This window comes from Corynebacterium capitovis DSM 44611, assembly GCF_030440535.1.
In the GTDB taxonomy this organism is placed as follows: domain Bacteria; phylum Actinomycetota; class Actinomycetes; order Mycobacteriales; family Mycobacteriaceae; genus Corynebacterium; species Corynebacterium capitovis.
Genome location: NZ_CP047117.1, coordinates 1648318 through 1671614 on the forward strand (window position 1 = coordinate 1648318; position 23297 = coordinate 1671614).

Below are 23297 nucleotides of genomic sequence, written 5' to 3' on the forward strand. Positions count from 1 at the left end.
AAACTATTGCGCGAAAACACTATTTGGTGCGGGTACATACATTAGAGTGCGCTGCATGTCGGTTATGAAATACATCACTCACGCGGCGGTGTCTGTGGCAGCCGCCGCCACCTTTGTCGCTCCGGCCCCCGCCTCCGCGCAGAGTTCCGTAGATAGCCTGAGCAGCGGAATTGAACACGCCGCGACCACCCCCGCCGGAAGCCTGCTCGCGGGCTATGACCCCTTCTACGATGACCCGGTCCCCGACCTCGGCTCCCCCGGCACCCTGCTGCGCTCCCAGGCGGCACCTCACCTTTTGAACATCCTGGGCCCGGATTTCCCCGGTTACGCCGAACGGATCTTGTACACCTCTACGACGGTCACCGGCGATCCCGTCGCCACTTCCGGTTTCGTCATTCAACCGGCGACGCAGTGGGCGGGGCCCGGGCCAACTCCGACGGTTGTGTTCGCCCCCGGGACCCGCGGCTCCTCTGACGCGTGTGCACCGTCGCGTGGACCGGGGTTTGCGGCGCAGGTTGGCCTGCCCGGCCCGGCCGCGGGCATCAATTACGAGCTGCACGCCTACGAAGCCGCGGCAGCGTTGGGCATGCGCGTCGTCGTCGTGGATTACATCGGGCTGGGTACCCCGGGAGCCCACACCTACGTCCTCCACGACGAGGAAGGCCACGCGGTCCTTGACGCCGCACGCGCAGTCGTTTCGGCCGGCGACCCTGTCGCCTTCTACGGCTACTCACAGGGCGGTGGCGCGTCGGCGGCAGCTGCGGAGCTGCAGCCAACCTACGCCCCGGAGCTCAACGTCAAGGGCACATTCGCAGGCGCCCCACCAGCGGACCTCCTGGCCACCATGACAGGCGTGGAGAACTCCTCGATCGTGGCGGTCCTCGGCTACGCCATCAACGGCTGGGCGGCGCGCTACCCGGAACTGGCACAAGTAGTCGACGAAAACGTCAACCCTCGCGGTCGCGAACTCGTGGCGGCCACCGCCAACTCGTGCATACCCGATGACGTCCTCCGCTGGGGCCTGACCAACACCGCATCACTGACGACATCGGGCCAATCCCTCTCCGACATCGTGTTCAGCCGCCCCGACATCGCCGCCTACTTCGAATCTCAGAAACTCGGCCGGCGCACCCCCACGTCCCCCATCATGGTCTCCACCGCGGGCAGCGACGACCTTGTTCCGAGCGAACAAGCAAGGCAGCTCGCCCGCGACTATTGCGCGGCGGGAGCAACCACGACGATGCTGGACGAGGGCTTGCCTGCCCTCACCCCCGGCATCAAGCTGGGGGGTAACCACGTCGCCGGAGTTCTCACAGAACTCGTTCCCTCCATGACGTGGGTCGTTGACCGCTTCAACGGCGTGCCCGCCGGATCGAACTGCGGCCAATTCTAACCCGGCTTAGACGGGCTGTCCTGCGGCCGCGGGCCCTTCGCTGTCCTCACCGGGCGATTGCTGCCGGGGCACGTCCGGGACGACCTGCGGCTCGGGCTGGATATCGCGGACTTCCCCCTCGCCGGCATCGGCATCGAAGGTGCCCGCGGGGATGGGCCGCGGCCGAGAGGCGAAGGTGAACGTTGCCTCCTCGGCGACCTTGCCGCGGCTCGTTCGAGCCGCCTCCACGTCACCATCCCAGTTCTCAACGTCGACCGAGACGATCTCCCCGGCACCGATCTCGCCAAACAGAATCTTCTCGGACAAGACGTCCTCGATCTCGCGCTGAATCGTGCGACGCAGCGGGCGAGCGCCCAGGACCGGGTCGAAACCGCGCAGTGCGAGCAGGTTCTTCGCCTTGTCGCTCAGCTCGATGCCCATGTCTTGTGCCGCGAGGTTCTTGTCCACGCGACCGATCATGAGGTTGACCATCTCCACGATCTCGTCCTGCGTGAGCTGGCGGAAGACGACGATCTCGTCGATGCGGTTGAGGAACTCGGGCCGGAAGTGCTTCTTCAGCTCGTCTTGAACCTTGTTCTTCATCCGCGCGTACTGGGCATCAGCGTCGGTGGCGGTGCTACCCGAGAAGCCGAGGCCAACGGCCTTCGAGATGTCACCGGTGCCGAGGTTCGACGTGAAGATCAGCACCGTGTTCTTGAAGTCCACCACACGGCCCTGCCCGTCGGTGACGTGCCCTTCTTCCAGCACCTGGAGCAGGGTGTTGTAGATCTCCTTGTGCGCTTTCTCGATCTCGTCGAAAAGGACGACCGAGAACGGCTTGCGGCGCACCTTCTCCGTGAGCTGACCGCCCTCCTCGTAACCGACGTACCCGGGAGGGGCACCAAAGAGTCGCGACGCCGTGAAGCGGTCGTGGAACTCACCCATGTCGACCTGGATCAGGGAGTCTTCATCGCCAAAGAGGAACTCCGCCAGCGCCTTCGACAGCTCGGTCTTACCGACGCCCGAGGGGCCCGCGAAGATGAAGGAACCGGAGGGTCGCTTCGGGTCCTTCAGGCCAGCGCGGGTGCGCCGGATCGAACGCGACACCGCGCGGACGGCCTCGTCCTGGCCGATGATGCGCTTGTGCAGCTCGTCTTCCATGTTGAGCAGGCGGGAAGACTCGGACTCGGTGAGCTTGAACACCGGAATGCCGGTCCAGTTGGCCAGCACTTCCGCGATCTGCTCTTCGCCCACCTCGGAGATCTCCTCGAGGTCACCGGAGCGCCACTTCTGCTCCTTCTCCGCGCGTTCCTCGCCCAGCTTGCGCTCGGTATCCCGCAGGCCCGCCGCCTTCTCGAAGTCCTGCGCGTCGATGGCTGCTTCCTTCTCGCGGCGAACTTCAGCGATGCGCTCATCGACCTCGCGCAGGCCCGCCGGGGCGGTCATGCGCTTGATCCGCATACGGGCGCCGGCTTCGTCGAGAAGATCGACGGCCTTGTCCGGCAGGAAACGGTCATTGATGTAGCGGTCCGACAGGTTCGCCGCGGCGACGAGCGCGCTATCGGTGTAGGACACGCGGTGGTGCGCCTCGTAACGGTCGCGCAGGCCCTTGAGGATGGTGATGGTGTCCTCGACCGAGGGCTCGTCGACCTGAACCGGCTGGAAACGTCGCTCTAAAGCGGCGTCCTTTTCGATGTGCTTGCGGTATTCGTCAAGCGTCGTCGCGCCGATGGTCTGCAGCTCGCCGCGGGCCAGCTTCGGCTTGAGTAGCGAAGCGGCGTCGATCGCGCCTTCCGCGGCACCCGCCCCAACGAGGGTGTGAATCTCGTCGATGAACAGGATGATGTCGCCGCGCTGGTTGATCTCCTTGAGCACCTTCTTCAGGCGCTCCTCGAAGTCACCGCGGTAGCGCGAACCTGCCACGAGGGAACCCAGATCCAGCGAGTAGACCTGCTTATCCTTCAGCGTCTCCGGGACCTTGCCGTTGGCAATGTCGAGAGCCAAGCCCTCCACGACCGCGGTCTTGCCCACGCCGGGCTCACCGATGAGAACCGGGTTGTTCTTGGTCCGGCGCGACAGAACCTGCATGACGCGCTCGATTTCCTTCTCCCGGCCCACCACCGGGTCGAGTTTGCCTTCGCGCGCGGCCTGGGTCAGGTTCCGACCGAACTGGTCAAGCACCAGCGAGTTAGAGCGCTCACCCTGCTGCCCGCCGCGGGAGCCACCGCCAATCGGGCCGGCTCCGGCGCCGGCAAAGCCGCCACCCTGCTGGGGGGCCTCCGGGTTTTGTTCGTCGCCGCCCTCGTATCCCGAGAGGAGCTGGATAACCTGCTGGCGCACGCGCGGCAGATCCGCACCCAGCTTGATCAGCACCTGGGCGGCGACACCGTCACCCTCGCGGATCAGACCGAGCAGGAGGAACTCGGTGCCAATGTACTTGTGGCCCATCTGCAGGCCCTCGCGCAACGAAAGCTCAAGGACCTTCTTCGCGCGCGGGGTGAACGGGATGTGACCGGTCACGGGCTGGCTGCCGTGGCCGATAATCTCCTCGACTTCGCGGCGCACGTCGTCCAGGTTGATCCCCATCGACTCGAGGGCCTTGGCTGCAACGCCCTCGCCTTCCTTAATCAGGCCGAGCAAGATGTGCTCCGTGCCCATGTAGTTGTGATTAAGCGCGCGCGCTTCTTCCTGCGCCAGGACGATGACGCGACGAGCCCGGTCAGTAAACCGCTCGAACATGTGGTTGCCCTTCTCTCACGTTCGCTAAAAAGTTTCCAACCACCATAACGCGCGGGCCCGACGTGGCTTCCACGCTTTTCAAACGACGCGGCAAAAATGCGGTGTTTGAGCAGCTAGGAGGGCGTGTTCACCCTTAGCGAACGGCCCCTTTCACGCGTGCCCCTAAAGGCCCACCAGCCGGCGTAGGCGATAAGGAACACCGTTAGGTAGAACAAGTCATTGCCCACGATCTGTTGCCACCCGTTCCAGTGATCCGTCGGACTGTGGTGCGGGGGCACCCACCAGTGACCACAAGCCATCAAGATCACCCAGGTCACCCCGGCGATCACCCAGCGCCGCAGCGCGGTGAGCACGACGGCTGCCAAGCTGAGCCAGACGAAATGGTGCGACCACGATACCGGGGAGCACAGCAGCGCGGCGGAGGACGCCAGAAGGACCAACACCACGTCGTTATCCGTGCGCCGCGCAACGCGCTCCATCACCACCCACAGCACGGCGATGATCACTACGACGCCGGCGATCCACAGGGCGTGGGGGGCGTCGGGAAGAACGCGCAACAGGAACGCCTGAAGCGACTGGTTGGCGGCGTAGCTCAGGTTGCCAATCCGGCCGGAGTCCGACAGCGTTGAGGTCCAGTACTCGCGGGAATCGCGGGGCAGGATCACGAACGCGAGCAGACCGCAGAGGACAAAGGAGGCCAGCGCAGTAAACATGGCCCGGAACTTCCGGCGCACAAAGAACACGGCGAGGAACACCGCCGGCGTGAGCTTGATGGCCATGGCCACCCCGACTAGGCTTCCGGCCCACCGCGGGCGCGCGGCGAGGACGAAGACGTCAACGATGACGAGGGCAGCGAGAAAAACGTTGACCTGCCCGAAACCGAGGTTTTGGTAGATAGGCTCGGTGAGCAGCAACGCGGCCGTGGCCCACACGCTCCACGTCATGACGTCGTCGCCGGGAATGATGCGGCGCAGGAGAAGGTAGGTGCACAGCCACGCCGCGGCGACGCTGGCGACAATGACCAGGGTGGAAGCCACCGTGAGCGGGACCAGCGCAAACACGGCAAAGACGAGCGCGGCGAACGGCGGGTAGGTGAAGGGAAGGGTAGTCCCGAAGCGTAAGGCGAAACTACCTTGATACAGTGGCGCGCCCGACAGGACAGCCCGGCCGCCCTCGCGGTAGACATCCGTGTCGATGTGGTAGCTCGGCACGAGGTGCTGGGGCAGAGAGCCCACATCGAAAAGGTGCCAGCACGTCATGAGCGCAATGACGATGCAGGGAATCACTCGCAGTCGGTTCACCGGGGCCTCTCCGTCCGTCGTCCGCTCCGGGTCGTTGTCAGAGCGGGGGCACGCTAACCTTACCCCTCCCGCTTTTTCAGGGGAAAAGAAAGTAAATCGAGGCGTGAGAGGCGCAGCCGGGGTTGAAACCGTGCCCGCAGCGGGGGCACGCCGCGCCGTTGGCTGCACTGTGGGAGGTGCCGTACTCGAGGCCCGTCATGACCGCACCGCAGGCCCCGCACATGACGCAGAGGTCAGCTGAGGCAGCTCGCCCGAAAGCGTGGTCCGCCAGCTGCTCGTGGCACAGGTGGCACGCGTAGAACTTTCCGCAGGTCGCGCAGCGGTTCGCCACGACGTCGACAGGCGAATGCCAGTGCACGCAGCGGCCCTGCGGGTCCACGTCAATGCCGTGCACTGGTGGGTGCGTCACGGCTCAGAGAAGGTCGCGCAGAACCGGATCGGCCAGCTTCAACGCCGCGGCGCGGGCTTCCTCGGCGGACCAGGCATCGACGGCGTAGTTGGCCATCTGACGGCAGGTGTCGCGGTCGTGCATCCGCAATGCCGCGCGAACAGCGTTCACCTTGGTGGGCGCCATGGAGAGGGAGGCGACGCCGAGGCCGACAAGGACGAGGGCCATGAGCGGGTCGCCGCCCGCCTCACCGCACACTCCGATGGGTTTGCCGGTGGCCTCGCCGCCGCGGCAGGTCTCCCGGATCATCGACAATACGGCGGGCTGCCACGGCGAGAGCAAACCGGCCAGCTCTCCTTGGAGGCGGTCGGCGGCCATGGTGTACTGCGACAGGTCATTCGTGCCGATGGAGGCGAAGTCCACCACGCTGAGAACTTGGGTGGAGCGCAGCGCCGCGGCCGGTGTTTCCACCATCACACCGACCTGTGGCAAGCCGTGGGCGCGGGCTCGCTCGGCGAACCAGCGCGCCTCGTCCACGGTGGCGACCATCGGCGCCATGACCCACAGGTTAGAACCCTCCACGGCGGCGCGGGCGTTGGCCAGGGCGGTCAGCTGGCCGTCGAGAAGATCCTCGCGCTGCTGCGAAAGGCGCAGGCCGCGGCGGCCGAGCGCTGGGTTCTCCTCCGGGCCGAGGTTGGCAAAGGACAGTGGCTTATCGGCGCCGGCGTCGAGGGTGCGCGCGACGACGCGGCGGGTGCCGAAGGACCGCAGGACCTGCGTGTACGTCTCCGTCTGCTCCTCGATGCTCGGGGCCGCGTCACGGTCGAGGAAGAGGAACTCGGTGCGGAACAGCCCCGAGCCCTCGAGGTCGAAAGCGGCCGCCTTCGCGGCGTCCTCGGCGGTGCCGATGTTGGCCAGCAGCTTCACCTTGTACCCGTCACGGGTCGCACCCTCACCGGAGGAGCCTGCCAGCGCGGCGGCCCGGCGGCGGGAACGCTCGTTGAGCTCGGTGACGTCGGCCTCGCTCGGCGCGACAATGACCTCCCCAACACCACCGTCGAGGGCGAGCGTGGGGGCGTCGACAACAGCGGCTGCAATGCCCTTGACCTGCACCGCGGCGGGGATGCCCAGCTGCGCGGCGAGGATCGCGGTGTGGGACGTCGCGCCCCCGGCCTCGGTCACCACGCCGAGCACGCGCTGCGGGTCAAGGGTGGCGGTTTCGGCGGGGGCGAGGTCCTGGGCGACGAGGATCGAGGGCTCGTCGAAGTCGGGCACCCCCGGCTCGGGCAGACCGCGCACGCGGGCGGTCGCGCGGTCCCGGATGTCGTAGAGGTCGGTCACGCGATCAGCCATGTACCCGCCGAGTTTGCGCAGTTTGGCGGCGTAGACCTCCACGGCGTCGTGGATCGCCTTAGTGACGCCGGCACCCTTCTTCAACTCCCGGTCAACACCCTTGATCAACCCGCGGTCCTTCGCCAGCGTCGCCGTCGCAACCAGCACGGCGCGCGAGGTTTCGGAGTTCGCGTGGGCCGCGCGCGCCGTAAGCCCCTCCGACACTGCCGCTAACGCTTCGCGGACGCGCTGCCCGTCGGCCTCCGGGTCGACGGATGCGGGTTCGTGCTCGTCGATGCCGACGGCGGGGGTGACCACGGCAACCGGCCCGTGAGCCGTTCCAGCGGAGACGCCGATGCCGTAGAGGACAAGACGGTCAGTCATCATGGTTCCTTTCGGTCTCCCCCAGCCTGACGATGTGGAGGCCAAGGTAGGCAATTTCATCTGTTGTTAATTCAGAGTCGAAGCGAAGTTCTACTACCGACGCTACCTTCCGCGCGCACAACATTTCACGGGGATACTCGGCAAGCAGCTGCTTGGCCAATACAGAACGGTCGTGGTTGAGTTGCTCGCCGCGGCTCAAGCGGACGAAAAGGTAGCGGACGTGCGTGATGAAGCGGGCCACGCTTATCGACGACGAATCAAGCGCCACCCCCAGCTCCGCGGCCACGATGTCGATCATCTGTTGAATCACCCCCGTCATGCGGTAGGTGTAGCTCAGGTCCCCGCCCGCGAAGCCCGCGTTGACGATGTGCATGGCCAGCGCCACTGCTTCCGTCTGCGGGAGCGGGTCCTTGAGGGTCTTGTTGAGCTCGGCGAGGAGCTTCTCCCCCAGCGCGTATTCATCCGGGTAAAGGGTGAGCACCTCTGCCCGCAGCGGATATTCCAGCACTTTTCCCTCGCGTGCGCGCTGCGCGGCCAAGGTGACGTGGTCCGCGATGGCGGCGATGAACGACAGCCGCTGCCTGATTGTGGCCGGCGCGCCAACGGCGTCGAGAGCCTCGGCGACAGCGAGGACGTTCTCGGCGGGAAGCCCGGCGATCATCTGGGCGGAATGGTCGGGGTCGCGCCCCTCCGTGGGGCGGAACACGCGCTGCACCTTCGCGGCATCGACCTCGTCGCCCTGCCGGGCCTGGAAACCGATCCCGCGCCCGGTGACAACAACCTCCCCGCCCTCGCCGTCACGGGCGAGAACGACGTTGTTGTTGAACACGCGCAGGATCTGCATCACACCGGGTGAGTCTACGTGCTCGGGTTACTTGGTCACGCCCAAAATGGGCTGCCCGGCGTGGACCTCACCCGGGGCGATATCCTCGACCGCCGAGAGGAGCTTGGAGTTGACCACCGTGGTGATGACCGTCGGGTCGTACCCGGCTGCGGTGACGGCCTCAAAGTTGACGTCGGCAAGCGGGGTGCCCGCCTCAACGACCTGCTTCTTCTCGACGCGAGGAGTGAAGCCCTCGCCCTTGAGCTGAACCGTGTCAACACCGATGTGCACGAGGATCTCCACCCCGTCCTGCGTCTTGATGCCGTAGGCGTGGCCGGTGCGCGCCACCGAGATGATGGTTCCCGAAACGGGGGCGACGATCGTCGACTCCACCGGGGTCACCCCGACCGCTTTACCCAGCGCCCCGGAAGCGAAGGCCGCGTCGTTGATCGCCTCCATCGCGATGACCTGGCCTGCGACGGGGGCGAGAACCTGGGTCGTCGTGGCAGTTGAGACGGGCTTGGTGGCAACGGCCGTCGTGCCGGTGGAGTGCGCCGGAGTGAGCACCGGGTCGTCGGTGTCGGTGACCGTGTCCTCCACGATCTCGGCTTCCACGTCCTCGCTGGCATCGCGGGCGGCCGCTGCGCGAGCACGTGCCTCGGCCTTTTCTTCCGGCGTGCGATAGTCCGTGAACAGGATGATGAAGAAGGCGGTGAAGAAGGCCACGGCGATGGCGATGATGTAGACCCACACCGGGCTGAAGACCGGGATGGTCAGCAGCGAGGTGAAGACGAACGCGCCCGTCTTCACGCCGTCAAACGGGTTGCCCAGGATGGCGATGGTCAGGCCACCGGCGAAGCAGCCCACGAGCATGCGCGGGTAGATCCTCTTAAAGCGCAGGTGAATACCGTAGAGCGAGGGCTCGGAAATACCACCGAAGAGGCCCGCGGCGAGCGCCGAACCGGACGTCTGGCGCATGATCGGGTCCCGGTCGCGCAGGGAGAGGGCAAACACGGCGGCGGTAGCGCCGAAGCACGCGAAGTTCCACGCACCCATCGGTCCCTGGATGAAGTCGTAGCCGAGCGTCTGGATGTTGACCAGCATCAGGGCGTTAAGCGGCCAGTGCAGGCCAAGCGGAACCAGGAACGGGTAGAGCATCGGGATCAGGATGGCGAAGACGAACGGGGCGTTGCTGTTCAGCCACGCCAGGCCGGCGCCGATCCACGCGCCGAGCGCGTACCCGAGCGGGCCAATGAGCATCGCGGTCAACGGAATCATCACAATGAGGGTGAGGAAGGGCACGAAGACCATGTGCACCGCAGGCGGGATGATCTTCTGGAACAGCTTGTACACCAGAGCTGCAACCGCCGTCATGATCAGCGGCACGAACACGTTTCCGCCATAATCCGGCAGGTAGAGCGGCAGCCCCATCACCGTGACGTGCGTGACCTCGGTGCCGAGCACCGCGTTTTGCGACGTCACCGCATCCGGGTGTTCGGCGAGTGAGGTGAAGTTCGGAGTGAACAGGGCCAGCATGATCGCCGCCGGCACCCACGGGTCGATGTTGAGTTTCTTGCCCGCGTTGTAGGCCACCATGATCGGCAGGAAGTAGAACACCGAGCGCCACATCGCGTCCACGAACTGCCAGCCCGGGGTCTTCACGTCGGCGTGGAAGTCGGTGACGCCGAAGGCCTCCATCACGGCCGCGAAGGCGATAACGAGCGATGCACCGAGCAGGACGCCGAGGATCGGGCGGAAGGAGTCCGAGAGGTACTCGAAGAAGGCGTCGACCCAGGGGACCCTGCCCTTCGCCTTCGCGCGCTGTTCCGCCTTGACGTCCTCGTTAGACCGCTCGTCGCGGTTTTTCATCTCAGGCAGGTTGTTCATCTCGTTGTACACGGTGGCGACGTCGCCGCCGATGATGACCTGGTAGTGGTTCCCGCCCTGCGGGACCGCCCCCATCACTTTGGGAACCGCCTCGATACGCTCCTTGTCGGCGCGGGAGGCGTCGTTTAGCTCGAAGCGAAGCCGTGTCGCGCAGTGCGTCATCGACGCGATATTGCCCGCGCCGCCGATGCCCGCGAGGATCTCCTCAGCCTGATCGCGCAGGCTGGGCTTGGTCGTGGCCATTGTCACTCCTTCTTTCCTTGTGCGGGTTGCAACAAAAAAGACCTGGGGCGACGGCGAACACGCGCCGGCCCCAGGTCTTGCCCCGCCGCGTCACGGCGGGTAACAACCCTGTGGTTGGTAACAAGCTCCATGATAGAAACTGCTTAACTCGATGGCAATACTCTGAGTGGCATCTCCCGATACCGGGGGTGGCGGGTGTCCCGCGCCACCCGAGAACGCGGCATGAGCCGGGACCAGCCGGAGTTAACCGGAGCTAGTCAAGGGGAACACCACGACCGTCACGGTCGTAGCCGCCTGCCCCGACCAAGACGAGAACGGTCTCCACTAGCGACCACACGCCCACGATGAAGAAGAACACGAACCCGATGAGAATCAACGAGGTCAACAGGCCAAGGCCGCTCAACACCAGCTTTGCCACGCCGCGGCCGTTCTGGTGCAGATAGAAATTCCCAAAACCGAGCCCTCCCAGGAAGAAGAACAACAGGGCTGCGACGATCTTGCTCTTCGGCGCAGAGGGGTAGGCGGGGTAGGCGGGGTAGGCGGGGTAGGCGGGCTGGACACCCGGGTGCGCGGCCGGAGCCCCGGCTTGACTGGGGTACTGGCCGGCGGGGTTCGCCGTGGGGTACGAGTACTGGCCGCCGGCGTAGGGGGACTCGGAGGGGTTCGCGTTGGGGAAACCCGAGATGGGAAGGCCGTCCTTGTCGTAGGCCTCGCCGTAGGGCCCGGTGAACTTCGTGCTCACAGAGCAGCTCCTTATATGTTGGTGGAAGTTATCTGTGAGTTAAGGTAACACGAAGGAGCCGAGCGCGCGGGGTTTACGTGGCCTCCGGCTTGACCAGCGGGAACAGCACCGTTTCGCGGATGCCCAGGCCGGTCAGGGCCATCAACAAGCGGTCAATGCCCATGCCGGTGCCGGCTGTCGGCGGCATACCCTGTTCCATCGCTTCGAGGAAGTCCTCGTCGAGCACCATCGCCTCGTCGTCACCGCTTGCGGCCAGGCGGGCCTGATCGGCGAAACGCTCCCGCTGGATCACTGGGTCAACGAGCTCCGAGTATCCCGTCGCCAGCTCGAACCCGCGCACGTAGAGGTCCCACTTCTCGGTCACACCGGGCTTCTCGCGGTGATCGCGGGTCAGCGGGGAGGTCTCGACGGGGAAGTTCGTCACAAACGTCGGCTCATAAAGCTGGTCAGAGCACAGGTGCTCCCAGATTTCTTCGACGAGCTTGCCATGGAGCCAGCCCTCCCCTTCGGGGACCTTCAGGTCGATCGTCTGGGCGATTGCCTTCAGCTCCTCGACGCTCGACTCAACCGTGACCTCCGGGGAACCGGGGAACTTGCGGGCCAGCGCCTCGTTGAGTGAGGGGTACATCTCGAGGACCTTCCACTCGCCGCCGAGGTCGTACGAGGTGCCGTCGGAAAGCGTGACCTGCGTAGACCCGAAGACTTTGGTGGCGACGAACTGCACAAGCGCTTTGGTCGTCTCGGCGCAGTCCTTGTAGGTGCCCCACGCCTGGTAGGTCTCCAACATGGTGAACTCGGGCGAGTGCGAGGAATCGACGCCCTCGTTGCGGAAGTTGCGGTTGATTTCAAAGACGCGCTCGATGCCGCCAACAACGCAGCGCTTGAGGTACAACTCGGGCGCGATGCGCAGGTAGAGGTCGATATCGAGGGCGTTGGAATGCGTCACGAAGGGGCGCGCCGCGGCGCCGCCGTGAAGCGTTTGCAACATCGGGGTCTCCACCTCGACGAAGTCCAGTCCGGTGAGGAACTCCCGCACGGCGGCCATGACCTTGATGCGCGTCATCGCGTTGTCTCGGGCGGCCTCGCGCATGATGAGGTCCGTGTAGCGGCGCCGCACCCGCTGCTCCTCGTTCATCTCCGCAAACGCGACCGGCAGCGGGCGCAGGGCCTTCGACGCCATCTGCCAGGACGCCGCCAGGACGGAGAGCTCACCGCGTTTCGACGCGATGACGCGCCCCGTCACCGACACGATGTCACCGAGGTCGACATCGTCTTTCCAGCTGGCAAGGGCGTCGGCGCCCACCTCAGCGAGCGAGAGCATGACCTGGAGCTGAGTACCGTCACCCTCCTGCAGCGTGGCGAAGCAGAGCTTGCCGGTGTCGCGTTTGAACATGATGCGCCCTGCGACGGTGACGGTGTCCTGGGTCTCCTCGCCAGCAGAAAGCGCAGTCACACCCGCGGCCGGCGCCGCCTCCTCCCCGTCGGCGACAACAACGTAGGAGGCGCGCAGGTCCTTCAGCGACGACGTGCGTTCGACGGACACTGGGTAGGCGCCGCGGCCGTCATCGATAAGCTTCTGGCGCTTCGCGCGGCGGAATTTCTGCTGCTCGCTGATGTCCTGGCTCTGGGTAGTCACGCCGCTCAAGGGTAGTCGGGCGGGGGTGGCGGGGCGAACTCGACCTCGGGCGCGGTCAGGCGGTGAGGTTCCGGAAGCCGACGCCGAGGGGAACTCCCACGTTGTCGGTCAGGCGCACCCCGCCGAGGTTGACTGCCCCGAGCAGGCGCGCGTCACCGGACTCGACGGCCTCGAAGGAGAGGGAGCGGAGGGCTACGTACTCGGGCTCGATGCCGGCCGCGCCCAGAACCCGGCGTGCTGCATCGAGGACCGCGTCAGCTCCTTGCTCGGCTGCGTGGGCCCCGGCCGTCAGTGCGGCGGGCAGGGCGATGGCCGTGTCGCGCAGCGCCACGGGAACGGCGGAATTGCGCAGGGAAAGCGCGAGCCCGTCCGGGGTGCGTACCGTCGGCACGCTGTGCAGCTTGACCTCCATGCGCAGCGCACTGAGCGCGCGCTGCACCGCGACGAGGAGCTCGAAGTCCTTCTCACCGAGCACGAGGTCCGTGGCGTGGGTTGCGTTGGCGGCGGCGAGGATGGTGGCGACGTCGGTGGCGATTTCACCGGGGTCCTCCAGGTGCTCCAGGCCGGTGTGCACGTGGGCTCCGCGGAACGAGCCGTGGTAGACGACGTCGACCTTCTCGCGGGCGAACTCCTCGGGCACGTCCTCGCCTGAGTAGGTGACAAAGACGACAGCGCCGAGCATCGAGCGCGCCGCGCGGATGAGCTGGATGTGCCCGCCGTGCAACCCCGCTCCAAGCGGCACGACGACCACGGATTTGCCTATCTTGCGCAAAGCCCGCCCGTAGGTGGCCAGAAGCTCGGCGTCCGTCACCACGACCGCTTGACCTGGTTTAAAAGCCAGTTCACTAGCCACGCTGATTCTCCTTCGCTATCGCCCACAGTTCAATTTCGGCATCCCCGCGCAGCTCCGCCCCGCGCCTCTCGAGCTGGGCAAACAACCGCGCCGCGCCTGGGTCGCCGATCGCGGCCCAGAGCCTTTCGAGGTCGGCGGGCGAGCGCCTGGCGGGAAGCACCGGCTCCCAGGATTGAACACCGGCCCGGGAGGCCAGCTCCGCAGCGTCGATGCTCGCCACGCTCGCTAGGGCCTCCAGGCGTTTGCCCGCGGCCGCCGCGAGTCGCTGTTCGCGATCCAGGCTCACGCTCGTCCCCCCGGCCTCGGCAACAAGCAGGTCTACCACGGCCTGCCCCACCTCGTCGGCGGCGTCGGTTGCCCACAACGCCCCGTCAAGCGAATGCGCTGCCATGACGATGGCGCCGGCGAGCTCGGCGTCGTCAAGCAGCTGCACCCCTTCCTCGAGGCAGGTGTGCACGAGCATCTGACGGGCCGCGAGATGCGGGACAAGCTTCTCGACGATCCCGCGCACCCACTCCGCCTCGTCCCCGTCGAGGACAACGACGTCGACCTCTCGGGCCTCCGCGGGGTCCCGCAGCTCCCGGGCGTGGTGGCCGGCGCGGGCGAGCGCGTCCGCGAAGTGGGAACAACCGATGAACCCGACGCGAAGGCGCGGGCCGGTACGCTGCGGCATTACTTTTCCTGCTTGCTGCGGGCGAGCAACTCGGCGACGGACAGCGAGGCGCGGCCGCGCTCGTCGCGGCGGCGGCGGCCCCCGCGCGGCTCTTCTGCCGGGGCGGGCTCGGGCTGAGGGGCGGACTCGGGTGTGCGGTGGGTGCCGCTTTGTTCCCCGGCTCGCCGCTCGCTGATGAGCTGCGACAACGGGTTGTTCTCCGGGGCGCGCGACGTGCGGGTGGACCCGACCCTGCCCGCGACTGCGTCGGACGACGGAGCGCCTGCCGGGCGGCGCGGTCCGGGCGCGGCTGGAGGCGCGTCCCGAGGGGTGTCGCGGACGCGCTGAATCCGGGTCGTCGGAGCGGACCCGGGCGAAGGTGCGGGGGACGGGGCCGGTGCCGGTGCAGCTTCGGGTGCCGGTTCGGGTTTCGGCGCGGGCTCCTGTGCACGTGTCGTTTCGGGCTCCCGTGCGGGCTCGGGCGCGGGGATCTCCGCAATCCGTCGAGCCTCCGCGCGCAGGGCGGCGGGCTCGTAAGCCAGGGGTCGCCCGGACATCTCCTCGAGCTGCGCGCGCAGGGCCGCGAGCTGGGATTGGATCTCCCGCAGCACCTCGACATCGACGCTCGACGCCGCGGCGCGGTCGGCCTCCTCCCGCGCCGCCGCCGCGTCGAGCTTCGCGCGGTGCAATTCGTCGCGGCTGGCCAGCTCGCGCTCCGCGGAGTCGCGGTCGCGGCGGAGGCGGGCTGTCATGATGATCCCCGCGGCAGCCGCCCACAGCGCGAGGACGAGGGAGACCTTCAGTACGTTTGCCGAGTTCGTAAACAACATGACAACGGTGCCCGCGAGCGCCAGCACGAAGGGCACCACGATCCAGACGTTTGCGTTATCCCGCGACGGATTCTCGGCACTCATGCCCACTACCCTACTGAACGGCCTCCCCCTCAGACGGTGGCGACACCTCGCAGGAACGCTCCAACACCACCCCCGCCACGGCCAACGCGAGACCCCCGAAGGTACCCGACACCGCCCCGGGCAGATCGGCCTCAGCCGCGAGCAGCGCTGAGACCCGCGGCGCGACGTACACGAGCACCCCGGCGAAGACACCGCCGCACACCGCCCCTGACCACGCGCTCGCCTTGCCCATGAGCATGAAGTTCGCCGCCATAAGCGGGTTGAGCTGGGATCGGTCGAGCCCGACCTTGCCCTCCTCGCGCCGCTTGCGCACCATGTACGCGCTAAAGAGGCACACGGCCGCAACGATCCACAGGGGCAGGGACAGCGTCACGTCGATACCGGCGATCGCCCCGTAGAACCTGCGGATGAGGATGAAGGCCGCCGCCGCGCAGAACCCGCCCAGCCCCGCCAGGCCCGCAAGTGGAGTGCGCGTCATAGCCTCCTCACCCCTTGGGCACCAAGCTTCTCGACGATTCCAGCCACCGCTTCCCCCTCCAGCGCGGCGTCCGGCTCAACCTCCAGCCACGGGATCAGGACAAACGCGCGCTCCCGCGCCCGCGGGTGGGGCAGGGTCAGCTCGGGGTCGGCGGAGGTGACGCCGTCGATTGAGATGATGTCGACATCCAGGGTGCGCGGCCCCCACCGCACGTCTCGGACGCGCCGCGCTTCCCGCTCGAGGCGCTGGCACCTTGCGAGGAGCTCGTGGGGCGAGCAGGGGACGTCGATAAGAAGGACTTGGTTCAAAAAGTCCGGCTGCTCCACCCCTCCCCACGGGGCCGTGGCGTAGATCGAGCTGGCCGCCACCACGTGCCCGGCGAAAGCGTCGACGACGCTGCGCAGATGGGCGCGCGCGTCACCAATGTTCGAACCGGTAGACAGCACGGCGCGCATGGTCTAGGCCCTCGTCGTGCGGGAGCGGCGGGCGACGACGGCGACGTCGTCAAACACCAGCGGGATCGGCGCGTGGGGCTTGTGCAGGGTGACCTCGACGGCGTGGAGGGCGGAATAGCGGGCGAGGGCGGCGTCGGCGATCTCGGTGGCCACGGTCTCGATGAGCTGGCGCGGGGTGCCCGCGGCGATGTCATAGGCAAGCTGGGCGAGCTCGGCGTAGTTCACCGTCAGGTTGAGGTCGTCCCCCGCGGCGGCGGGGGCGAAGTCCAGCCAGCACACGATGTCCAGCGTGAACGCCTGGCCGCGCTCCGTCTCGTGCGGCAGCACGCCGTGACGCGCGTAGACGCGCAGGCCGGTGAGCTCGATGCGGTCAGCCACGGGAGTGCTTCTTCCACGCCGCGGCGACGTCGGCGGCGTCGCGGGAGGAGGCGACGTCGTGCACCCGCACGCACCAGGCACCGGCGCGCGCGGCGAGGGCGGTGACGGCGGCGGTGGCCGCGTCGGCGTCGAGAGGCGAATGCTCCAGGCCGCGGGCGGCGCGCACCTCGGTGAGGAAGCGTTTGCGGGAGGCCCCCACGAGGACAGGGAACTCCCCGGCGCAGAGCTCATCCAGTGCTCCGAGCAGCGCCCAGTTGTCGGCGGCAGTTTTGGCGAAGCCCAAGCCGGGGTCGACGGTGATGAGCTCGCGCGCCACCCCGGCCTCTTCCGCGGCCCCGGCCAGCCGGAGAAGGGTCTCGCGCACGTCGCGCACGACGTCACCGCCGTGGTCGGCAGCGCCCGACGCGTTGACGAAGGCCTCGGTGCGCCAGTGCATGAGGCAGACCGGCAGGCCGGTCTCCGCCATCGCGTGGTACATCTGCGGGTCCGCCAGTCCCCCGGAGACGTCGTTGATGAGGCGGACGCCCTCCTCGGCGGCCGCGCGTGCGGTGGAGGCGCGCATCGTGTCCACGGACGTCGCGATCCCCTCCGCGCTCAGCGCACGGATCACGGGGCGGATGCGCTGCTCCTCCACGTCTGCGGGAACGCGGGTCGCTCCCGGGCGGGTGGACTCGGCGCCGACGTCGATGATGTCCGCGCCGAGGCGGACGAGCTCGAGCGCGTGCGCGACGGCGGTGTCGGGGTCGAGCCAGCGTCCGCCGTCGGAAAACGAGTCCTCGGTGACGTTGACAATGCCCATCACCACTGTGCGGTCGGCGACGACGGGAAGGGTCATGGCTTTCTAACTCCTGATCAGACTGAGCACTTCGGCGCGCGAGGCCGCGTTGCGCTTGAACCCGCCTCGCACCGCCGACGTCGTGGTTATCGCGCCCGGCTTGCGGATTCCCCGCATGGCCATGCACAAGTGCTCGCATTCGATAACGACGATGACCGCTTGGGCACCCAGCTTATCGACGAGCGCGTCGGCGATCTGCGACGTCAGCCTTTCCTGCACCTGAGGCCGCTTGGCGTACAAATCCGCCAGCCGGGCCAGCTTGGACAGGCCGGTCACCTTCCCGTCGGGGCCCGGAATGTAGCCGATGTGGGCCGTTCCGTAGAAGGGCACGAGGTGGTGCTCGCAGGTGGAATAGATCGGGATGTCGCGAACGAGGACGAGCTCCTCGTGGTTTTCGGCGAACGTCTTGGCCAGGACCTCGGTCGGCTCGACGTGCAGGCCGGCGAACATCTCGGCGTACGCCCGGGCCACGCGGGCCGGCGTTTCCGCCAACCCCTCACGCTCTGGGTCCTCCCCGATCGCGATGAGGAGCTCGCGGACTGCGGCCTCAGCGCGGGGGATGTCGACGTCACTCATCGCCCCTCCTGTGCCGCGGCAGCTCGGTCGTCTCGGGCGCCTCGCTCTGCGGTTTGGCCACGTCAGCGGCGTCAACCTTGGGGAACTCCGTGGTCTCCCCGGTCTCCCCGGTCTCCCCGGTCTCCCCGGTCTCCCCGGTCTCCCCGGTCTCCCCGGTCTCACTGTCCCGGCGGGTGGGCTGCTCGTTGTCGGGCAGGCGGAAGCCGATGAGTTCCTCGGGCTGGCCGTAGTTGCGCACGCCGGGGTGCTCTTGCTCCTGGGGTTCGTGCGGCTGCGGTGCCGCGTGTCCACCCCCGGTGTAGGTCCAACCGGGGGGCGGGGTCGGTCCGTCGTACGTTGGTATCTCTGCGGCGGGCGTGGCATTCGGCTTCCAGCGGGTGGAACCGCCCTGAGCCGCGGCACTCTTTTTTCGCTCGCTCATCCGCCGCCTCCTCGCCTCGCGGGACAGCTCCAGCAGGGAAATCTTGTGCGGCGGCTCTTCACCCCGCTCTTCCGCGAGCTCCACAGGGGTCTTCACGGGCACGCGGCCCGGTTGGGTGGTGAAGCGGCCGTCCACCGGCGGCAACGCAGAGGGCTGCGGCTCAATGCCGCTGAAAATGTCCTCCAGGTCGGGGCGGCGCAGCGTCTCCTTCTCCAACAGCTTCTCTGCCAGAGCGTCAAGGTAGTCACGGTTGTCCGAGAGGATGCGGTAGGCCCGCTGGTGGGCGGTATCGATGAGCTCGTGGACTTCTCGGTCGATGCTCTCCGCCACCGCCGGGGAGTAATCCAGCGACCCGTTTGACCCGCGGCCCAGGAAGGGGTCGCCGTCTTCCGTGCCGTACTTCACGGTGCCCAACACGCTGGACATTCCGTATTCGGTGACCATTGAGCGGGCGATCTTCGTCGCCTGCTCAATATCGGAGCTCGCCCCCGTGGTGGGCTCGCCGAAGACGAGCTCTTCGGCGGCGCGCCCGCCCATGGCGAACACGAGCCGGGCGAAGAGCTCGTCCCGGTTGTACATGCCCTTGTCGTCTTCCTGCGCCGTCATGGCGTGGCCGCCGGTGCGACCGCGGGCAAGGATAGTCACCTTGTACACGCGCTCGATGTCTTTCAGCGCCCAGGCAGCAAGGGTGTGCCCACCCTCGTGGTAGGCGGTGACCTTCTTCTCCTTCTCGGAGATGATCTTGGAGCTGCGGCGCGGCCCGCCAATTACGCGGTCGGTCGCCTCCTCCAGCGCGTCTGCCGTGATGACATTGCCCCCGATGCGCGCCGTGAGCAAAGCGGCCTCGTTGAGCACGTTGGCCAGGTCGGCGCCGGACATGCCGGCGGTGCGCTTGGCCAGGGCATCGAGATCGGCGTCGGGGCCCAGCGGCTTGTTCTTCGCGTGGACCTTGAGGATCTGCTGGCGGCCGGCGAGGTCCGGGTTGGTCACCGGGATCTGGCGGTCGAAGCGGCCGGGGCGCAGGAGGGCGGGGTCCAGGATGTCCGGGCGGTTGGTAGCCGCGATGAGGATGACGCCCTCGCGGTCACCGAAGCCGTCCATCTCGACGAGCAGCTGGTTGAGGGTCTGCTCGCGTTCATCGTGCCCGCCACCCACGCCGGCGCCGCGCTGCCGGCCAACGGCGTCGATCTCGTCGACAAAGATGATGCAGGGGGCGTTGTCGCGCGCCTGCTTAAACAGGTCGCGCACGCGGGAGGCACCGACGCCCACGAACATCTCCACGAAGTCCGAGCCCGAGATGGAGAAAAACGCCACCCCGGCCTCCCCCGCGACCGCGCGGGCCAGCAGGGTCTTGCCCGTACCGGGCGGGCCGTAGAGCAGGACGCCGCGGGGGATCTTGGCGCCGAGCTTCTCGTACGCGCCGGGGTCCTGCAGGAAGTCGACCACCTCCTGCAGCTCGTCGACGGCCTCGTCCGCACCGGCGACGTCGGCGAAGGTGTTAGTGGGGTTGTCCTTGGTCAGCTGCTTGGCCCGCGAGCCGCCGATGCCGAACATTCCCCCTCCCGCCTGCATGCGGTACATGAAGAAGGACAGCAGGCCGAAGATGAGGACCATCGGCAGCATGAAGCTCAGCAAAGAGCCGAGGAAGGAGTCCTGGGTGACCTTCGTGGTGTAGCTGTCGGCCCCGGAGGCACGGACGGCGTCGAAAACCTCGGGCGTTGTGCGCGCTGGGTACTGGGTGATGACGGCGGTGATGCCTTCTCGCTCATCGACGCTAATCGGCTCGCGCAGGTCAATGCGCACCCGCTGCTCGCGGTCGTCGATCTGCACGTCCTTCGCGTTGCCGTCCTGCAGCTGCTGCAGGGCCACGGAGGTATCCACGCTCTGGTAGGCGCGGGTCTCGTCCCCGATCAAAGTGAACAGGTAGAGAACGATGAGGGCGATGGCGCCGATGAGGCCCCACCGCAGGATTTTCGTGTTGTTCATACAGTCCTGTGGTCTCGGTTGCTGCTACTGGCCCGCGTAGACACGCGGGTGCAAGGTACCCACGTACGGCAGGTCGCGGTAGCGTTCCGCATAGTCTAGGCCGTAGCCGATGACAAACTCGTTGGGGATGTCGAAGCCGATGTCCAGCAGGTCGACGTCAGCCGTTTGCACCTCGGGCTTGCGCAGCAGTGTAACGACGTTCAGCGACTTCGGCTGGCGGCCCTTCAGGTTCTTCATCAGCCACGACAGCGTGAGCCCGGAGTCGATGATGTCCTCCACGATCAGCACGTCGCGGCCCTGGATGTCTTTGTCCAGGTCCTTCAAGATGCGTACCACTCCCGAACTGGTGGTGGAGCTGCCGTAGGAGGACACTGCCATGAACTCCATCTGGGAGGGGATGGTCAGGGCGCGCGCGAAGTCGGTGAGGAAGAACACCGCGCCCTTGAGCACGCACACGAGGATGAGTTCATCCTCGGCGTCGCGGTACGTGTCGGAGACCAGGTCCGCCAGCTCGCGCACGCGTTGTTGCAGCATCTCCTCCGTGATGAGGATCGCTTCTACATCTTCGCCGTAGCGGTTCGGCGGGACGTCGTAGTTCTTGGTGTCGTGCAGTGTGGTCATACGTGCCCTTTCTCACGCCCGCGGCTATCGCGTAACCCCCTTATCTTGCCACTTTCGCGCGGCGCGAAACAACCTCACCGGGGCGTGTACACCAGCCGCCCTGCCACCCGCGCAACCTCTCCCCCGCCCACGCTCACCGGCCCTTGTCCGTGCCACGCAGCAGCAAGCTTGTCGACGTCCTCCAACTGCGCGCCACCCACCCGCACCCCCTGGTCGTGCAACCAGGCCGCGATGCGCCGCAGCCGAACGGGCTGCGGGTCCCGGGCGAGTTGCGCGCAGTCGTTGGTTGGCGAGCAGTCGGCCACCTCCTCCAACAGCTGTCTGTCCTGCGCGAACCTGCCCGCAGTACGCGCCAGCGCGGGCACCGCATCGCCCCCGAGTAGTGCCGATAACCGGGGGATGATGTCCTGGCGGACGGCGACGCGCCGATAAGCGGGGTCGGCGTTCATGGGGTCCTGCCAGGGCTCGATCCCAAGCTCCGCGCAGGCGCCCTCGGTGTCCGTGCGGCGAATGCCCAGAAAGGGGCGCACGATGCGGCCCTCGCGCGGCGCCATCCCGGCGGGGTTGCCGCGCAGGGCGCCGAGCAGCAGGGTTTCGGCCTGGTCATCGGCGGTATGCGCCACCCACACGTCACCGCCTCCGGCGAGCAGCGCGCCGTAGCGCGCCTCCCGTGCCGCCGCCTCGACGTTGCCCGGGCCGACGGCGACGCGCACCACCTGCGCCGGAACCCCGAGCGAGCGCGCCTGCGCTGCGGCCCGCTCGGCCACCTCGGCGGAGCGGCGCTGCAACCCGTGATCGATGACGATTGCCCGCACGTTCTTGCCTTCCGCCGCGGCCGCCGCGACGAGGGCAAGTGAATCCGCTCCCCCGGACAGGCCGATGGTGGCGGGGCGGGTGTGGGGGCGCACGGCGCGTCGGCAGGCGAGGAAGTGCGGGCTGCGGCGCGGCCAGAAGGGTTCCACGGCTAGAAGTCGCGCAGGGCGGACGCGAGCTCGTCCAGTGCCCGGCGCGCCTCGTCGATGTCCGAACCGTTGGAGATGAACGCGAAGGTGTAGACGTTGCCGACGGTGCTTGTCACCGTGCCGGCCAGAGCGTTCGTGTTGTCCAGGGTGCCGGTCTTCGCGCGCACCCAGCCGCGGCCGTCGAGCCCGTCGTAGCGCGTGGCTAGGGTGCCGTCGGCGGCGGCGACGGGCAGAGTCTCGAGGAGGGGGCGGAGGTCGGTTGTGCGGGCGGCGTCGAGAAGAAGCTGATCCAGCAATCGTGGCGGGATGAGGTTGTTGGTGGACAGGCCCGAGCTATCGGAAAGCGTCACGTTGCTCAGGTCGTACCCATGCTCGCTGAGCACGTCCATCGTCGCCTGCGGGCTGCTCTGCCCGCGGCGCGCGGCCACCTCTCGGCCGATGGCCTCGGCCATGACGTTGTCCGAATCCTTCATCATTTCCCGCATCCGCTCGGCCAAATCGGGCGAGTGGATGCTGGCTAGGTGCTGCGCCCCCGCAGGGACCTGGGTAAACCCGACGGTACCGGCGCCCAGCCGGTCCGCCAGGGCCTGCGCCACGTCCAGCGCCGGCGTATGCGAGCGCGGCACGTCGCCCTCCGTCGCGCCGATCCGTGCGCCGTAGAGCATGATGGGCTCGAGCGGCGCGACGTAACCGCCGTCAATGTCGTCGGGGTTCCAACCGGGCATCGTGCTTTCCGACGGCCACGCGCTGACATCCACGTACACCGCAGACGCACTGCCGATCTGGCCGGCCAGGCTGTCAAGGCTCTCGTTTGTCATCCACACGTCCCCCGCCGCCTTGATCACGACGTCGCCCTCGTGCTCCCCGCAGTAGACGTTGGTGGTGATGGTGTCTTTCGAGCCCAGCTCGTAAAGCGCCGCGGAGGCCGTGAGCAGCTTCGTCGTCGACGCAGGGCGCAGCGGCTCCGCCGACGACGTGTCGAAGATGACCTCTCCGGTATCCGCCGAGGAGATTCGGCCGTGGAAGGTGCCCAACGCGGGGTTCGCCGCTAGGGACGTGAGGGTGGACAAGCGCGCGGTGGCGTCGACAATCTTGGGGCTCGCGGGCTCGAGGACTGGCGAGGGCGCGGGAAGCGCGAAGGCGGGCGCGTGCTGGAGGGCGCCGAGTTCTCGTTGCGCGGTGACGCCGAAGGCGGCGACCCCGGCGACCGCTGCGGTAGCGAGGGCTCCCACCGCCCATGTCCATAGTTTCATCGGGTCTTCACCCTAGCCCACGTATGATGGGTACGATTATTTTCGTCGACGCAAAAAGGAGCAGCC

21 protein-coding genes are annotated in these 23297 nt (G+C 67.3%); 1 reads left to right on the top strand and 20 read right to left on the bottom strand.

What is annotated here, in order from left to right; translation table 11 throughout:
• Positions 1–55: 55 nt before the first annotated feature.
• Complete coding sequence (locus tag CAPI_RS08100; protein ID WP_018018143.1) at positions 56–1393, top strand: lipase family protein; 1338 nt, start codon at positions 56–58, stop codon at positions 1391–1393.
• Positions 1394–1399: 6 nt separating this feature from the next.
• Here CAPI_RS08100 and CAPI_RS08105 read toward each other — a convergent pair whose 3' ends face one another.
• From CAPI_RS08105 to dacB, 20 genes are all read right to left on the bottom strand, one after another.
• On the bottom strand, positions 1400–4111 hold the full coding sequence (locus CAPI_RS08105) for an ATP-dependent Clp protease ATP-binding subunit (protein WP_018018144.1): 2712 nt from the start codon (positions 4109–4111) through the stop codon (positions 1400–1402).
• Positions 4112–4224: 113 nt separating this feature from the next.
• On the bottom strand, positions 4225–5412 hold the full coding sequence (locus CAPI_RS08110; RefSeq protein WP_018018145.1) for a glycosyltransferase 87 family protein: 1188 nt from the start codon (positions 5410–5412) through the stop codon (positions 4225–4227).
• A 76-nt stretch (positions 5413–5488) separates the two neighbouring features.
• On the bottom strand, positions 5489–5821 hold the full coding sequence (locus CAPI_RS08115) for a CHY zinc finger protein (protein ID WP_245531660.1): 333 nt from the start codon (positions 5819–5821) through the stop codon (positions 5489–5491).
• 3 nt (positions 5822–5824) lie between these two features.
• Positions 5825–7516 carry a phosphoenolpyruvate--protein phosphotransferase gene (gene ptsP, locus CAPI_RS08120; protein ID WP_018018147.1) on the bottom strand — a complete coding sequence of 564 codons (1692 nt, stop codon included), beginning with the start codon at positions 7514–7516 and terminating at the stop codon, positions 5825–5827.
• Positions 7509–8360 carry a PRD domain-containing protein gene (locus CAPI_RS08125; protein WP_018018148.1) on the bottom strand — a complete coding sequence of 284 codons (852 nt, stop codon included), beginning with the start codon at positions 8358–8360 and terminating at the stop codon, positions 7509–7511. The genes ptsP and CAPI_RS08125 overlap by 8 nt, the downstream gene beginning before the upstream one ends.
• A gap of 27 nt (positions 8361–8387) precedes the next feature.
• Positions 8388–10469, bottom strand: a complete 2082-nt coding sequence (locus tag CAPI_RS08130; protein WP_018018149.1) for a glucose PTS transporter subunit IIA — start codon at positions 10467–10469, stop codon at positions 8388–8390.
• Positions 10470–10722: 253 nt separating this feature from the next.
• Positions 10723–11211, bottom strand: coding sequence for an NINE protein (locus CAPI_RS08135; protein ID WP_018018150.1), 489 nt, complete (start codon positions 11209–11211; stop codon positions 10723–10725).
• 73 nt (positions 11212–11284) lie between these two features.
• Positions 11285–12847: a lysine--tRNA ligase gene (gene lysS / locus CAPI_RS08140; protein ID WP_018018151.1), complete on the bottom strand. Its 1563-nt coding sequence runs from the start codon at positions 12845–12847 to the stop codon at positions 11285–11287.
• Between the two features lie 55 nt (positions 12848–12902).
• Positions 12903–13688, bottom strand: a complete 786-nt coding sequence (locus CAPI_RS08145; protein ID WP_026157209.1) for a pantoate--beta-alanine ligase — start codon at positions 13686–13688, stop codon at positions 12903–12905.
• Positions 13689–13692: 4 nt separating this feature from the next.
• The gene (locus tag CAPI_RS08150) at positions 13693–14373 is read right to left on the bottom strand and encodes a 6PGD fold domain-containing protein (RefSeq protein WP_018018153.1); all 681 of its coding nucleotides are present in this window, start codon (positions 14371–14373) and stop codon (positions 13693–13695) included.
• Positions 14373–15266 (bottom strand): DUF6779 domain-containing protein, encoded by an 894-nt coding sequence (locus tag CAPI_RS08155; RefSeq protein WP_018018154.1) that lies wholly within the window; start codon positions 15264–15266, stop codon positions 14373–14375. The genes CAPI_RS08150 and CAPI_RS08155 overlap by 1 nt, the downstream gene beginning before the upstream one ends.
• A gap of 10 nt (positions 15267–15276) precedes the next feature.
• Positions 15277–15744: a DUF3180 domain-containing protein gene (locus CAPI_RS08160; RefSeq protein ID WP_018018155.1), complete on the bottom strand. Its 468-nt coding sequence runs from the start codon at positions 15742–15744 to the stop codon at positions 15277–15279.
• A complete protein-coding gene (gene folK, locus CAPI_RS08165) occupies positions 15741–16199 on the bottom strand; it encodes a 2-amino-4-hydroxy-6-hydroxymethyldihydropteridine diphosphokinase (protein WP_018018156.1) in 459 nt (152 codons plus the stop codon). The genes CAPI_RS08160 and folK overlap by 4 nt, the downstream gene beginning before the upstream one ends.
• A 3-nt stretch (positions 16200–16202) precedes the next feature.
• Positions 16203–16577, bottom strand: coding sequence for a dihydroneopterin aldolase (gene folB / locus CAPI_RS08170; RefSeq protein ID WP_018018157.1), 375 nt, complete (start codon positions 16575–16577; stop codon positions 16203–16205).
• Positions 16570–17412 carry a dihydropteroate synthase gene (folP, locus tag CAPI_RS08175; RefSeq protein WP_018018158.1) on the bottom strand — a complete coding sequence of 281 codons (843 nt, stop codon included), beginning with the start codon at positions 17410–17412 and terminating at the stop codon, positions 16570–16572. Before folP ends, folB begins: the two co-directional genes overlap by 8 nt.
• A gap of 6 nt (positions 17413–17418) precedes the next feature.
• Positions 17419–17988: a GTP cyclohydrolase I FolE gene (gene folE / locus CAPI_RS08180; RefSeq protein WP_018018159.1), complete on the bottom strand. Its 570-nt coding sequence runs from the start codon at positions 17986–17988 to the stop codon at positions 17419–17421.
• Entirely contained in the window at positions 17981–20395 is a 2415-nt protein-coding gene (gene ftsH, locus CAPI_RS08185) for an ATP-dependent zinc metalloprotease FtsH (protein WP_018018160.1), read from the bottom strand. Before ftsH ends, folE begins: the two co-directional genes overlap by 8 nt.
• Positions 20396–20419: 24 nt before the next feature.
• Complete coding sequence (hpt, locus tag CAPI_RS08190) at positions 20420–21016, bottom strand: hypoxanthine phosphoribosyltransferase (protein WP_018018161.1); 597 nt, start codon at positions 21014–21016, stop codon at positions 20420–20422.
• 74 nt (positions 21017–21090) lie between these two features.
• Positions 21091–21978 (bottom strand): tRNA lysidine(34) synthetase TilS, encoded by an 888-nt coding sequence (gene tilS / locus CAPI_RS08195; protein ID WP_018018162.1) that lies wholly within the window; start codon positions 21976–21978, stop codon positions 21091–21093.
• Between the two features lie 2 nt (positions 21979–21980).
• The gene (gene dacB, locus CAPI_RS08200; protein WP_018018163.1) at positions 21981–23231 is read right to left on the bottom strand and encodes a D-alanyl-D-alanine carboxypeptidase/D-alanyl-D-alanine endopeptidase; all 1251 of its coding nucleotides are present in this window, start codon (positions 23229–23231) and stop codon (positions 21981–21983) included.
• Positions 23232–23297 lie beyond the last annotated feature (66 nt).

Excerpts from the sequence above, each read along its gene's own strand:
- CAPI_RS08150 (WP_018018153.1), bottom strand. The coding sequence starts at position 14,373 with ATGCCGCAGCGTACCGGCCCGCGCCTTCGCGTCGGGTTCATCGGTTGT.
- CAPI_RS08105 (WP_018018144.1), bottom strand. The coding sequence starts at position 4,111 with ATGTTCGAGCGGTTTACTGACCGGGCTCGTCGCGTCATCGTCCTGGCG.
- CAPI_RS08160 (WP_018018155.1), bottom strand. The coding sequence starts at position 15,744 with ATGACGCGCACTCCACTTGCGGGCCTGGCGGGGCTGGGCGGGTTCTGC.
- CAPI_RS08125 (WP_018018148.1), bottom strand. The coding sequence starts at position 8,360 with ATGCAGATCCTGCGCGTGTTCAACAACAACGTCGTTCTCGCCCGTGAC.
- folK (WP_018018156.1), bottom strand. The coding sequence starts at position 16,199 with ATGCGCGCCGTGCTGTCTACCGGTTCGAACATTGGTGACGCGCGCGCC.
- CAPI_RS08155 (WP_018018154.1), bottom strand. The coding sequence starts at position 15,266 with ATGAGTGCCGAGAATCCGTCGCGGGATAACGCAAACGTCTGGATCGTG.
- hpt (WP_018018161.1), bottom strand. The coding sequence starts at position 21,016 with ATGACCACACTGCACGACACCAAGAACTACGACGTCCCGCCGAACCGC.
- folE (WP_018018159.1), bottom strand. The coding sequence starts at position 17,988 with ATGAGTGACGTCGACATCCCCCGCGCTGAGGCCGCAGTCCGCGAGCTC.
- dacB (WP_018018163.1), bottom strand. The coding sequence starts at position 23,231 with ATGAAACTATGGACATGGGCGGTGGGAGCCCTCGCTACCGCAGCGGTC.
- CAPI_RS08100 (WP_018018143.1), top strand. The coding sequence starts at position 56 with ATGTCGGTTATGAAATACATCACTCACGCGGCGGTGTCTGTGGCAGCC.
- ftsH (WP_018018160.1), bottom strand. The coding sequence starts at position 20,395 with ATGAACAACACGAAAATCCTGCGGTGGGGCCTCATCGGCGCCATCGCC.
- folP (WP_018018158.1), bottom strand. The coding sequence starts at position 17,412 with ATGACCCTTCCCGTCGTCGCCGACCGCACAGTGGTGATGGGCATTGTC.
- CAPI_RS08130 (WP_018018149.1), bottom strand. The coding sequence starts at position 10,469 with ATGGCCACGACCAAGCCCAGCCTGCGCGATCAGGCTGAGGAGATCCTC.
- ptsP (WP_018018147.1), bottom strand. The coding sequence starts at position 7,516 with ATGACTGACCGTCTTGTCCTCTACGGCATCGGCGTCTCCGCTGGAACG.